Below are 14,416 nucleotides of genomic sequence, written 5' to 3' on the forward strand. Positions count from 1 at the left end.
GGATGATATATTTTAACTCAAAAAAGAAGAGCGTCGCCTTTCTTTACTAAACCTCTCGTCCTGGGAGTTTAGTTAGTGTCTGACCGAAAACTCACCATTTGTAGACACCCTTATCATGTTTTCCCTTACAATGACCCATAAGGAGACAAAACTGCAACAAAATATCAACACATTCTATCGACCAGACCCTAAGCATGATTGGTGGCGCAGTAGATTTTGGTCGCCCACAACCAACGACTACCCTTCTTTTTTATTTCTAGGTGACCCTTGGCCATTAGGTCCTCGATCAAATTCAGGTGGGGCAATAAATCACTTCCGAGTGGATACCATTGTTCGGTGACCAGTTCGACTTTTGCGAAATGATTTTGAGCGGTGTCTACTATTTTGGATTCGTTCGACAGTGTTAGAACCGGAAAGAATATCTGCCCCTTTGGCGTGAGAAACTCTGGTGCCTGTGATAGAATGCTCACGATCCATCGAGTGCCATCCTCTCCGGCATCGCTGTGGATGTGGGGCGGATACCAACGTGAGCGCCGGGCAATCGGTTCGGACATGCCCGCAACATCGTCCACTATCAGATCAAATTTCATTCCTGCCCATGGCTCAAACATGCTGCCACATCGACAATCGATGATGAGCTGAGCATTTTCCGCATTGTATTTTGTCAATTTCACAGCTTCTGCGCTGATATCTGAAGCATACACCGTGGCTTTCGGCAAAATCGATTTTGTCAAAACTACGGCGCCGATTCCACAGCCACAGCCCAGATCCAGCGCCGATGCCGCGTTTGGGTTGACCAATTTACGTACGCCGGACAGCAGTACGGTAGTCGTACTTGTTGGCAGAAAAACCTCTGGCCTGGTTGCTACGACAATGTCCTGGCTATCGTCGAAGCTTTTGTCTTTGTATTCAAATGTCCCCAGTGAGGTGTCCAATTGCTTGCCTCTGGATTAATTTTGATAACATCATGGCACAAGGCATCATATAGAAACTTTGCAGTGTCCCAAAGTTTCCTAGAGCTGGCTTATTCGGGATAGGGCGGAATCTTATGGCTCCGCATTTTCTTCACTACTGGGACCACAGTGTTCGGCTGGTTAAGGGCAGATGAATCTTATGGCATAATATCATTCACTAATCAATATCAACATACGCATGAAACAAAGAACCATGAACTTCGAGTTTTTCATAGATGTTTTAACACTAAATTCAACACATCATAACCAACACGCCAAAATGTTATTCTGAACCCATTATTTCTATCCCGTTACCAACACATACACTATCGCCAGGGCAATATGTACCGCCGCGAATGGCAGCGCTTGTTTGATAAAACCAAGGAATGTCATGTGTAGTTTATATTTATGCATAATAGTCACAGCCACTAAGGTCGAGGCGCTACCAATGGGTGTTAAATTACCGCCCAAATTAGCGCCAAAAATGACGGACCACCAAAGTGTTGAATCTCCCGGTGTACCGTTACTTTGTAAGATTTTGGCAAGCATGGCTGCCAATGGAATATTGTCTGTTACCGAACTGATTGCTGCCGATACAACCAGCAACATGCCTGTCCCAAACTGGCTCTCTTCTGTGCCGATAATGAATGTAATGCCTTTCCCGATTAGATTGAGTACTTGTGCGTGCTCCATCACTGCAATCACGACAAAGAGTGCCATAAAGAAAATAATCAGATCCCAATCGATGGCTTTATAAAATTGATCCACTTCGGATTTATAACGAACCATCATTACCGCGGCAAAAGCCAAAGCGACAAAACCCATCCCTAAATCCGACACCGTTGGCAAAATGGAGGTGGTGGCAATTACGCCGATAAACGCAAACAACATAATGGTTGCAAAATAGAAAAAACGCTTAGACTCGATGCCATCGTTTTCATCAAAACTTCCCACTAAGGTTTTAGCTTCGGTTCGCTCGTCCTCTGATCCCAACTTTTGTATGCCAAATAATTTAGCCCCCATGAATAGGGTAATGACGGTTGTAATCACCACATAAGGTGCTGCCTTAATAAAAAAAGCGACAAATGAAATACCCGCGGTATTACCGACGATGATATTAGGCACCGAGGAAATTAAGGTGAGCAAACCCCCAATATTCGTGAGTAAACCCTCGATCAATAAAAAGCCAAGAAGCTTGTCCATTCTGTTTAGTTTTTTTAACGATACACCGGTCAGGGAGCCGACAATGATCATCGCCGTTACGTTGTTCAACACAGCAGAAAAAAGCACTGTCATAATGCCGTAATACCAAAGTAAATTGACCGGCTCCCCATTTGACGCTTTAGTGAGTTTGACTGCAATCCAGGTAAAAAGACCTGACTTTGAAGTCACATCGACGAATAAACTGGAGCCGACTATAATGGCGATGACACCCCAGTCCACTGCGGGGATATACACGGGCATTTCTATTTGATGACCGCCCGGGATAATCACGTGGCCGAAAGGCAAAATATGCATGAAACCACCCGCAAGAAGGGCGATAACGGCAAAGACACCAACAATGAGAGATTTTTTAGCGTGAATTTTTTCTTCTAATGCCAGGCTAAGGATCATTAAAACCAACAACCCGGTAAAGAGTAAGGTGGTGGCATTGGAAACCGGGTGAGTGGCTTGTTCGGCAACGGCTGTCAGGGTTTCTGGTATCATTATTGTTGTTTCCTTATAACATCAAAAGAGGAATTTGCCGAACTTCAACGGCTAACGGATAAGCCAGGCCATGCATCGCCATTTGGTCGCCGTCTTTGGTATTGATAACCAACAAGTCGACCTTTTTTTCATTAATGTGTTTTAAGTAGTCTTTCAATTGGTGGCCGAATTCCACAATGGACTTTACTTCAATCGAACGGTTTAATTTAGCCAATTCAGTATTTACCGACTGGATATATTCGGTCGGCCCTTTCAGCAATTGCCGGCCAAGTTTTTGTTTAGCATCTTCAGTATCAATCGTTGGTATTTTACTAATGGCTTCAATCACGCGATCAAAATAAACCTGGTTTTCGATATGGGATAAATAAAAACTGCCCGATTCATCGACAAAAGCTATGCCGTATTGCACCAGATGATGGTCATTGACCATGTGATCGGTTACTACCATCACCGAACTACATTTATCTAGCGCACTATCGCGAGCATAATCCGCTTTGGGGTGAGGAATAACAAGCACCGGTACTTTTGTCTTTTGTAACATAACGTCCAGGTGCTCACCAAGACTAAAAGGGTGGAGCCAGGTTTCACTATGTAAATTGCGATAAGTAATGATCAGATCCGTCGTGGAGCGGTTTACTAATTCTAGCAGGTCTTCTGCGGATTTAAAGTCATTCCGGTTAGCGGTGTTCCAATCTATATTTTGAGATTGGCCTAGATTATGACAAAAATCTTTCACCTGGTTCAACAAAAAATTAGCAGCCTCAGCATCTAAATCAGTCATCAAAAACACAGATTTAATCTTTATATCCTGATGCAGATAGGTTTCTTTAATCGCTGAACGAAAGGCACTTTCAAACTCGTCGACTTTCAACATGATGGTGTATCTTTTCTTTGTTGTGGGTTAAGCCTACCTCAAAATATAGGTCAAAATTAATGGGAAACGGTTTGGCCGATCAATTTTATGTGGTTCCTTTCAATCTTGCCAACCGCCTTCTAGCATCGATTAAATCGAAGTCAGGAGATATTTTCGGTTCTACGATATTGTATGGTACTAGTTGAGAAATCCAAAATCAATGGTTTTTTGACTTTATTTGGATATTTGGATGGATAGATAATTTTTTAGATTGGGAATTTATTTTCAAATGGAAGGCCACAAGAAACCACCAGCGAAAATCGGTTACGTTAAAGTTTCGTTAAATTAATGGCCGCAAGATCAACTGACCACCCCCCTTCAACATCTTCAACAGGACCAATTGAAGTCCAGCCTGGCGTCTAATCATCAGGGAAATTCATATGGCTGACGAGAGCTTCAAATCGCGGATCATCACGAATACTGTCATACCAAGGATTGGTTTTTATATTAGATATCCTCTTGTTTTTTTCGAGCCATTCAAAGGCCATATCCTTATCCCCTAATCCGATATAAATCTGTGCAATATACTTAGGAGGGATGTAGGTCTTTTTCTCTTTCTCTAAGAGGTAGTCCAATATTTGTTTAGCCCTGTCTGGATAACCTGCAACAGCATAAGTGTAGGCCAGAGCCCAGTTTGTACCGGGGCTTTTGACTTTCCTAGAAAGAAATTCTGCAATCGCTTCCTGATACATGCCTTTTTGCTCATAAGCCCTTGCCAACCACCATTTGGGATTGATTGCTTCGGGTTCAAGCTCCAGTACATTGCGATATGCATCAATCGCCTCATCATATCGGCCCGCATAAAAAAACACGTTACCTAAATTCGTATTTATACTAAGGGAGAGCGGATCGAGGCGCTGTGCAATCACCATCTCTCTTATGGCTTCTTCATGGCGTCCTAAGTTGGACAATAAATCACTGTATGATGCATGGTAGCCTGCAGAACTTGAATTTAGTCTGATCGCTTTTCTGAGATATTCTTCTCTCTCAAGCCAATCAAAACTCTCCTGAAATCTGATATCGGACAGTGTAGCATATGCATCGCCAAGGGTGCTATCAATTTCCAGTGCCTTTTGCAGGAATGACTTAGCCTTAGGGAGGACTGACTCTCTTGACGCGTAGCCCGTGTTTGCATATCTTAAATAGGCATTGGAAAGACCCACATACGCCAACGCGAAATCAGGGTCAATTTCAATCGCTTTTTGTAGATGCTCAAAACCCTTTTCAGTCGTCTCTCTTGTCGTAGATTTTTCCATCTGATATTGGGCTCTTAGATAAAGTTGGTTGGCTTCCGGATTGACCAGGCGGACTTGCTTCAGACGCTTCTGTTCTTCGGGCGTTACGGTAATCTTGATCTCCCTGGCGATCTCTGACGCAACTTCGCTCGAAAGAATTAAAAAGTTAGTCAGTTGGCGGTCAAAATTGTTGGCCCATAGATGCCGCTCCGGAGATAGCCCAATTAGCTGTACTGAAATTCGAACTTGATCATCGAACTGGATCACAGAGCCTTCTAATATTGACTTTACATTCAGCTCTTTTGCGATTGTCGACAATGGTTTTCTTACATCTTTATATTGCATGACAGATCTTCTGGAAATGACCCGCAATGCACTTATTTTTGAAAGCTCCGTTATGATCGCATCGGTCATCCCATCCACAAAATACTCCTGCTCCGAATCCATTGAGAGGTTTTCTAAGGGTAAAACAGCAATGGAATCAATTGGCTCGGCTGATTTGTGTCGGAATATACTAAACAGAATAATAGTTAGCAAACCCACGGCAGCCACGCCAATAGAAATTCGTGTCATTTTTTTGGTTCGAGAACTTACCCTAACGGATTTCGGTGTAACTTTGGCAGTTGCATACTCTTCATTGATTTTCTTCAGATCAACAATTAGATCAACCATATTTTGGTAACGACCCGATGCATCTTTTTCTAAGCACTTACTGACAATCCGCTCAAGTTCCATCGGGATGCCGGTGCGAAGAGCTGTGACCGGCTCAGGATCTTCGTTCATAACCGAATAAGTTATCGCCGGATCGTAGTCGCCCTTAAAAGGCAGCTGGCCAGTCAGCATCTCATACAATAGGACACCTAATGAGAAAATATCACTGCGATGGTCCACTTCGTCGCCCCGAGCCTGCTCTGGCGACATATAGGCAACTGTGCCTAGTGTGGTACCTTCTTTGGTGAGCTTAGTCTTGCCGCTGATCTTAGCCAACCCAAAGTCCATGATCTTGACAGAGCCTTTAAGTGTGAGCATGATGTTGGCTGATTTAATGTCACGGTGAACCACGCCCTCTTCGTGGGCAGCCTGTAACCCTTGTGCGATTTGGATGGCAAGATTGAGGGTATCATAAATTGGAATGGGGCCAGCTTCGATCTTATCCTTCAGTTCCTGACCCTTGATGTATTCCATAACGATGAACATCTCATCATCGACTTCTTCTATGTTGTAGATAGTAGCTATATTGGCATGATTAAGAGCGGCAGCCGCCTGTGCCTCAATCTTGAAACGCTTACCTTCTTCTTCATTTGCAGCGATTTGACGCGGCAGAAACTTAATGGCCACTTCACGCTTGAGGTTAGTATCTTCCGCTTTATACACGACGCCCATGCCACCTTCGCCAAGTTTATCAAGGATTTTGTAGTGAGATATGGTTTGGCCGATCATTCTTTGATTCTCATAAGATAGTTTTGATTTTAGTCAGCAGATATTTCTTCTACAATGATACTGCATATTACTAGTTGAGAAATACAAAATCAACGATTTTTTTGGCTTTAGTTGGATATTTGCATGGCTGGTTAATTTCTTAGATTGTGGATATAGTTTCAAATGTGGTTGGATAATATTTTATAAAAAGTGTAAGTAAAATCGTGTGTACTAAATGTCCCAATATGTCTACATTTAGCCCTCCCCTTAATAAAAAAGGTTCGCCTTTGTGTATTGTTTTTATTGAATTTAAGCTTGTAGCGGATGTAGGATTCGAACCTAGTCCGCCAGTTGGCCGATATGAGCCCAACGAGCTAGAATTAAGATCATTAAAACTTTAAAAGACAAACTATGTTGGCTATTTCTGGAAAATTCTTTAAATAAATTTTAGGACGCTAATATATCTTATCCCCCTTCATATTTCGGGTGTATGGGGTCTCAGAATCGGAATTATTAGGTTCTCGTCTTTTTAAGTTAAAATTTACCCAAAATATTTAAAAGCGGAAAATTCAAACATAAATGATAATTCCAAATAAGCGACTGAGTTCATCCAAACGTTGCACATCGACCCCCAAAAACTGGGATCGAGTGCGAACGCCTATTCGTTACACCTTATAGTTTTATTATCCGTATTTGATATATTTCCTCTCGTTTTTTTTGCTTTGAGTTTTTCTAAGAAGTTGCTATGTAAGAAGTTGCTATGTCATATGCGTAAAGCCAGCATTGGAGATGATGCATTCAAAAAAAAGTAACCTACTTCTTTATTTATAATTATCACTTTCTATTGAATTTATATCCGACTATATTTATACTTACTTACTTTAAAGTGAATGTAAAACACAATTTGTTTGATATACGGAAATCTAAATAGAGATTGGAATTTAATCAGTGATCGAAAGACGTAAAACCAGGCAAGTAAACGTTGGAAATATAAAAATTGGCGGTGATGCTCCGATTTCCGTGCAATCTATGACAACTAAAAAAACAGAGGATGTCGAAGCTATAGTCGCGGAAATTAGACGAATGGAAGAGGCCGGATGTGAAATTATTCGGATAACGGTGCCGAATGACGAGGCAGCAGATGGATTTGCGGAAATTCGTAAAAGAATAAAATCTCCATTGGTTGCCGACATCCACTTTAATTATCGCATGGCATTGCGGGCTATCGAAGCCGGGGCTGATAAAATTCGCTTAAATCCGGGAAATATTGGCTCGGTAGATCGAATTCGAGCAGTACTTAAGGCAGCTAAAGAGCGTGGTATTCCGATTCGGATTGGTGTGAATTCAGGCTCTGTCGAACGCGACTTACTCGAGAAATATGGCTATCCTACTCCCGAAGCCATGGTGGAAAGTGCGATAAAGAATGTTGAGATTTGCCAGGATTTTGGCTTCGACGATATCGTTATTTCCGTAAAATCTTCCGATGTTGCAACCATGATTCAATGTTATCAATTGCTTTCTGAAAAAGTGGATTTCCCTTTGCATTTAGGCGTTACTGAAGCTGGTCTCAAGGAAAAAGGATCTATCAAATCTTCTATAGGAATCGGCACGCTGTTATCCCAGGGAATTGGCGATACCATTCGAGTTTCACTTACGGAAGATGTGGTTGAAGAAGTTAAAGTTGGTTATGAAATCCTGAAGTCACTTAGAATACGTAATTATGGAGTTAATATTGTTGCATGTCCAACCTGCGGTCGAATTGAGGTGGACTTGGTAGACATCGTTACAAAAGTTGAAAAGCAGTTGGAGAAATACAAGGATAAAAACTTAACAGTTTCCATATTAGGATGTGCCGTGAATGGCCCCGGTGAAGCACGTGAAGCGGATATAGGACTTGCTTTTGGGAAAGGGTCGGCTCTCGTTTTTAAGAAAGGCGTTAAAGAAAGAATGCTTAACGAGGATGAAGTTGTGAACTATTTAAAAGAAGAAATAGAGAATTGGCCAGACCCGGAATAAAATCATAAAACAGTTTTGTGTCATGTTTAACCCCCGCCAAAAAATCCAACCGACACTGATATGAATTCTTCTACGGACACAATTGATAATCAGGATTCCTATTTCAAGCACAGTTCAAATTTGCATTATTATTTGATGGTTGGATTTGTCTGTATGTTTGTATTTACCGGCATTTTTTTATTCCTGCAGAATTGGCAGAATAAAAATAAAACCCGCGATAGTGTAATAATCCGTATTTTTCCTCAAAATCAGAGCCATATTGAACAATTGCGTCAGATGAAGTTCGTTTCCGGTGATCAAGACGTTTCAGATTATTTGGAGATTTCCGGAAAAGTGAGTAATGTGATAGAGCTAAATCGTCTCGGGATTCCAACAGCTGTACTTTTTGAAACTGAACAGCAGGATACAGTCGATGCATTTTATCCAACATATGATAACATCCTAAAACAATTACAAGAATTGGCATCAATCCATCCGGAGATTATGACCATAGAGAAGATTGGGTATTCGCAATTTAATCATAAACCGATAAAAGCTGTTAAAATTTCCGGCAATGTAAAGATAGATGAGGATGAGCCGTCGGTTCTTTTTATGGGGGGGCATCATGCTCGAGAACCCATGGGGACGCAAGTTTGTTTGGCGATGATCAGGCACCTGGTGAATAACAAAAACAAAGATCATGTTAAACACTGGCTTAATCACTTAAGTATTTGGATTGTGCCTTGTGTCAATCCGGACGGCTATGATTACGTCCTTACACAAAATAATAAATTTCCCTGGTGGCGAAAGAATTTGCGTGACAATAATAATAACGGCGTATTCGAACCAGAAATAGATGGGGTTGACCTGAATCGTAATTATGATTTTAATTGGGCCAATGGTGGACGCAAAGAAAACAAAAGTTGGTATTTTAGAGGTAAAACTCCCAGTTCGGAAAGTGAGATAAAAGCCATCATGAATTTAGCCGAAAGAGAGCGATTTGTATTAGCCATTGACTACCATAGTTTTGGCGAAGTTGTGATGTTCCCATGGGCGTTAGAAATGAAACCACCTGACGAAGTTTTTATCAGAGATCTGGCATCCGGATTATCTCAGAATCTTTCAAAATTTAAATTGAAAAAAAAGTATGATATAGTTTATTTGAATGGCCAATCCGGTCAGAGTGCAAACTGGCTCTATGCAAATTGGCGGACGTTTGCTTTAATCGTTGAAATAGGTAAGGAATTTTTCCCTTCTAAAGAGGCTCACCATGAACTAATTACCGCACAATTAAAAGGGATGGATTATTTATTGGATCGAGTATTGTCCAGTAGCTTGGTTGGCCATGTTTATGATATTGAAAATCGAAAACCTTTACCAGCAATGATCCAATTGGAACAGGATTTCTCGCCGGCTGTAGAACCAACTCGATGCGATGAAAAATATGGCCGTTTTCATCGATTGGTTTTGCCTGGAAAATATTCAGTCCTTGCGATGTTAGATGGTTACAAGTCAACGAAAATTGAACATCTGATGATTAATAAAGGGCAGTACTTAAGTATTGAAATTCCAATGGAGAAAATGAGTACAATGGAAATTTCAAATTAATTCTTCCGAAATAATTAGATATTTGATATCATGTTACCCCGAATAATTTATCTGGAATACAAATAAAAAATCACTTAATATATAAAAAACAGGAACAATTTTATCGATTTGAAGCAGAAATGGAGGCAGTTGAATGAAAAAGTGGTTGATCGTGGTATTTTTATTTCAAATTTTTATGATCAATGCTTTTGCACAGCAATCACAAACACAGCATTATGTCAAAGTAAAATCAGAGAATCTTCGCCTGGCACCTAATGGCGACATCATTGCTATTGTAATTGGTGGAACAAGACTAAACGTTCTTAAAGAAGAAGGACAGTGGGTAAAAGTCCAGATGGAAGGTTATATTTGGAAACCATCTATTACGTCCGATTTGTCTGCAGTTGAGGGTTATAAAATACACGCTTTTCACATATTATTAAAGACCCAGGTAGAAGCACAATCTGTTTTAGACAAGGTGAAAGCAGGTGGAGATTTTAAAAAATTAGCGGCTGAATATTCGATTGATCCTGGTGCGGAAAAAAGTCAAGGAGATTTGGGGTATTTTAGTAGAGGTGATCTGATAAAAGAATTTGAAGACGTGGCATTTAATCTGAAGATAAATGAAACCTCGGGTATCGTAAAATCATCGTTGGGATATCATATCATTCGACGGATAGAATAAATGGTTAAGGTAGTCAAACCCAAACAATTATCTTCCAGTAAAATTTTGGATCAAGTACTAGATTAATTTATTAATTGGGGGTTTACGATTAGTGAGGATCGCCAATTAACCTGAATAATTCATGAATCATGCATTTTAAACTTAAAACTTCAAATCATGTCATCCCGCCGCGCGACGGGATCTATTTCCATCAATATGAAAAAGCTGAATATTAAGAATGAAATATAGTAAAAAATTATTTTCTTGAATAACAGTGATAAGATTTATGAGTTATTCAGGTTAATTACATTTAACTTGCATTAGACTAGTAGTGAAGATTGACGAACAAGAAAAACAAATGATGAAACAATTGGAAGAATTTATTTCAAGTATCGATATAAATGTCGATGGCTCCAAATAATTAGTTTTCTGAAAAATCAATTTTGAAGGGGGTTTAGCAGCCTCTAATTTTATTTAAATAAATTCATAAATTTAACTGGGGTAGTATGTTTGCTAAAGTTTTAAGTGCCGGGGTTCTGGGGATTGATGCTTATGTGATCGACGTCGAAGTTCACCTAGAAGGACAGGCGCCATATTTTGCAATTGTTGGTTTGCCGGATGGTGCAGTCAAAGAATCTCGAGAGCGGGTCGAAGCTGCAATAAAAAATTGTGATTTTCGCTTTCCGTTAAAAAAGATCATCGTAAATTTGGCACCTGCGGATATTAAGAAGGAAGGTTCATCCCTGGATTTGCCCATTGCCCTGGGTATTTTGTCGGCATCAGGCAAGATTATGTCTGACAAATTAAATGATTACGTGCTTTTGGGTGAACTTTCATTGGATGGGAATCTGCGCAGCGTTCGCGGAGCTTTACCGATTTCAGTGGCAGCACGAGATGTCGGAAAGAAAGGCATTATTCTTCCCAGGGTTAACGCGATTGAAGCTGCTATGGTGCAGGGAATCGAAATCATACCGGTAAACAATCTCCTGGAAGCCATCTCCTTTTTAAACGGCGACAGCGATATTTCACCCTTTCAACTGGATATGGAAAAAATGTTTATCAGTAAGCGATTTTATTCATTTGATTTTTCCGATGTAAAAGGACAGGAACAAGCGAAGCGTTCCCTGGAAGTCGCCGCAGCAGGAGGACACAACATTTTGATGATTGGACCGCCTGGCTCTGGTAAGACCATGCTTGCCAAGCGTTTTCCCACCATACTTCCGGATTTAACCGTAGAAGAAGCGCTGGAGACGACTAAGATTTACTCGGTTTCAGGTAAGTTACCGCCAAATACATCTTTGGTTGCAATACGCCCTTACCGCTCACCTCACCATACAATCAGCGACGCAGGCTTAATCGGCGGTGGACATATTCCGCACCCTGGAGAAGTAAGCCTGGCAAATCACGGTGTCTTGTTTTTGGACGAGTTGCCGGAATTCAGGAAGAATGTTCTTGAGGTGATGCGGCAACCACTGGAAGATGGTTGTGTTACAATTTCCAGGGCCATGGTTAGTATCACATACCCTGCTAATTTTATGCTTGCAGCCGCGATGAATCCATGTCCTTGCGGTTATTTAACTGATCCCACCCACGAGTGTACGTGTACTGTTCCGGTCGTGCAGCGTTACCGTGCTAAAGTTTCAGGGCCGCTATTAGATCGCATTGACATCCATGTTGAAGTTCCTGCAGTTGCGTATGAAGACCTGGCTTCAAAAAAATTGGGAGAGAAGTCCGAGGCAATACGGTCGAGAGTGAAGAAAGCCAGAAAAGTTCAACTGCAACGGTTTGAATCGGAAGCCAAAATTTTCTGTAATGCACATATGCAATCCCGGGAGATTCGTGAGTATTGCGAAATCGATACTCCGAGTAAAGAATTACTCAAGATCGCCATTACCAGACTTGGACTTTCTGCCCGGGCATATGACAGGATTCTCAAAGTTTCACGAACCATTGCAGATTTGGAAGATGAAGAACTTATTCTGACACAGCATGTAAGTGAAGCGATCCAGTACCGCAGTTTGGACAGGGATTTTGTGGCTTCAATTTAACTAGGAATAAAAATCCGTGATCTCTAAAATATGCAGAGGTTCCTATAGGTAATGGAATTTCCTGTCGATTGTTAATTAACCTGGATAATTCATGAATTGCAGTTTTAAGTTCAAAATTTCCTAATTGTCATCCCGTTGCGGACGGGATGACAGTGATAAGGTTTATGAATAGATCTGGTTAATATACTATCTATGAAGATGGTCAATATGGAATGCGTTAAAATAAAAGTTAGTAAAGACAGGTTAGCGGTTTCAATCGATCTATGCCCACCGGATTCAGACAGTCCATTGCTTTCATTAGATGATGTCCTATCAAAATTACAAGAATCAAAAATAAAGGCAAAAATTAATACTCAAGCCATTGAAGATGCATTGGCCAGAATTGGTGATACTAAAGAACCGGTTTATGATGTTACCGTTGCTAATGGCCAGCCTGGTAAAAACGGAAAAGATGGCTGGGTGGAATTTTATATTAAAACTTATCAAGATTACAAGCCAAAAGTAACGGAAGACGGGGCAGTAGATTTTTATGATATTAATGCAATTGAGTTTGTTGAATCTAACCAGGAATTGGCACTTTACCATCCACCGATGGAGGCTTTGGACGGTTACGATGTTTTTGGGGATACTATTTCCGGAATAAAAGGGAAATCTCCACTTTTTCCAGTAGGACAAAATACCTATGTTTCTCCGGATAATTGCAATGTTACCCTGGCGAAAGTCGAAGGTGTTGTTTCTACAAAACAGGGATTGATAAGCGTTAGTCAAGTCTGCACGATCAAGGGAGATGTGGATTTTCATACCGGGAATGTCACCTATAAAGGATCGATCATTGTAAAGGGGGATGTGAAGAGTGGCTTCGAATTAGATTCAACCGACAAAATTGAAATAGGGGGTTGTGTTGATGATGCCATTATTAGATCAGGAAATGACATAATTATTAAGAGAGGATTTATCGGTGTTGGTAATGGTTCAATCCATTCAGAAAAAAATATTAGTATTGCTTTTGTAAGAAATCAATCTGTTTTTTCACGTCAATCAATTTTTGTTACGAGAGAGGTTGTAGATGCTAAACTTTATGCTAATGATCGTATTCAAGTTGGTGGTAGAAGATTTTCGATTGTGGGTGGTTGCGCTATAGCAACGAATGCGATAGAGGTCGAGACTTTAGGAAATGAATATGGGACTTCAACTATTATAGAAACGGGCTATGATTATAGCATCGCTGAAGAAATCAAAAGGAACTTATTCAAGCTTGATGAATTTCAAAAGGAGTTAAAAAAAGTAAATATAGAGATTCAGAAGCTAAAAAGATGGAGCCAGAGTGGAGATATTCCCCGAAAACTTACTAATTTTTCCAAACGGCAGATAGAGATTGACCACTTAATAGAACAAATAAGCAAAGAAAATAATCTTTTAGAGAAAAAGCAAATAACTCCTTCTAAAGCATTTATCAAAGTGAATCGATCTGTCTATCCCGGAGTTGAGATTATTATTAATTGTGTTCACTTTCATGTTAGAGAGGATATGCGCGGTAAGACATTTGTATTATCAAAGCACAACGAAATAACTGTTTTGGATTGATTGGTTGTATCCTACTAGTTCAATTCTACTTCCTATCTAAATTTAAACTCCATTCAAAATATCAACCTATCGCTTAACCTGCATTATTCATGAATTATGATTTTAAGCTTAAAATTTCCAACAATGTTATTTCGTCGTGCAGGCTGTTGTAGAGTGTCATTCCCTATTGCTTTCAGGCTATTCAAGAGACACAAAAAATGTCATCTTCGAATGTTTTCAGGTTATCCGAGAACCCCAAAACTGTCACCCCCGAGCGCTTTAATCGGGGGTCTATTTGCATTAGTTAAGCACAAAATGAACTTTTGATTAAA

Annotated in this window: 9 protein-coding genes; 5 read left to right on the forward strand and 4 right to left on the reverse strand. The window is 40.4% G+C overall.

The annotated features are described in order from the left end of the window. Positions 1 to 188 precede the first annotated feature (188 nt). The 4 genes from IIC38_04210 to IIC38_04225 all read right to left on the reverse strand — a co-directional run bounded on the left by IIC38_04210 (position 189) and on the right by IIC38_04225 (position 6,248). Positions 189 to 935 (reverse strand): methyltransferase, encoded by a 747-nt coding sequence (locus tag IIC38_04210; GenBank protein MCH8125150.1) that lies wholly within the window; start codon positions 933 to 935, stop codon positions 189 to 191. 321 nt (positions 936 to 1,256) lie between these two features. Beyond that, complete coding sequence (locus tag IIC38_04215; protein MCH8125151.1) at positions 1,257 to 2,660, reverse strand: hypothetical protein; 1,404 nt, start codon at positions 2,658 to 2,660, stop codon at positions 1,257 to 1,259. 13 nt (positions 2,661 to 2,673) lie between these two features. Next, on the reverse strand, positions 2,674 to 3,534 hold the full coding sequence (locus IIC38_04220; GenBank protein MCH8125152.1) for a hypothetical protein: 861 nt from the start codon (positions 3,532 to 3,534) through the stop codon (positions 2,674 to 2,676). 398 nt (positions 3,535 to 3,932) lie between these two features. After that, the gene (locus tag IIC38_04225; protein ID MCH8125153.1) at positions 3,933 to 6,248 is read right to left on the reverse strand and encodes a protein kinase; all 2,316 of its coding nucleotides are present in this window, start codon (positions 6,246 to 6,248) and stop codon (positions 3,933 to 3,935) included. 930 nt (positions 6,249 to 7,178) lie between these two features. On the opposite strand from IIC38_04225, the gene ispG reads away from it, so the two are divergent. The 5 genes from ispG (at position 7,179) to IIC38_04250 (ending at position 14,105) form a co-directional block, all read left to right on the forward strand. Further along, positions 7,179 to 8,243 carry a flavodoxin-dependent (E)-4-hydroxy-3-methylbut-2-enyl-diphosphate synthase gene (gene ispG / locus IIC38_04230; protein ID MCH8125154.1) on the forward strand — a complete coding sequence of 355 codons (1,065 nt, stop codon included), beginning with the start codon at positions 7,179 to 7,181 and terminating at the stop codon, positions 8,241 to 8,243. Positions 8,244 to 8,303: 60 nt separating this feature from the next. After that, on the forward strand, positions 8,304 to 9,830 hold the full coding sequence (locus tag IIC38_04235) for a hypothetical protein (GenBank protein ID MCH8125155.1): 1,527 nt from the start codon (positions 8,304 to 8,306) through the stop codon (positions 9,828 to 9,830). 334 nt (positions 9,831 to 10,164) lie between these two features. Next, positions 10,165 to 10,494 carry a peptidylprolyl isomerase gene (locus IIC38_04240; protein ID MCH8125156.1) on the forward strand — a complete coding sequence of 110 codons (330 nt, stop codon included), beginning with the start codon at positions 10,165 to 10,167 and terminating at the stop codon, positions 10,492 to 10,494. A gap of 485 nt (positions 10,495 to 10,979) precedes the next feature. Further along, the gene (locus tag IIC38_04245) at positions 10,980 to 12,521 is read left to right on the forward strand and encodes a YifB family Mg chelatase-like AAA ATPase (protein MCH8125157.1); all 1,542 of its coding nucleotides are present in this window, start codon (positions 10,980 to 10,982) and stop codon (positions 12,519 to 12,521) included. Positions 12,522 to 12,728: 207 nt separating this feature from the next. Then, positions 12,729 to 14,105: a DUF342 domain-containing protein gene (locus tag IIC38_04250; protein MCH8125158.1), complete on the forward strand. Its 1,377-nt coding sequence runs from the start codon at positions 12,729 to 12,731 to the stop codon at positions 14,103 to 14,105. Positions 14,106 to 14,416 lie beyond the last annotated feature (311 nt).

The organism is candidate division KSB1 bacterium (assembly GCA_022566355.1).
In the GTDB taxonomy this organism is placed as follows: Bacteria; Zhuqueibacterota; JdFR-76; order JdFR-76; family DREG01; genus JADFJB01.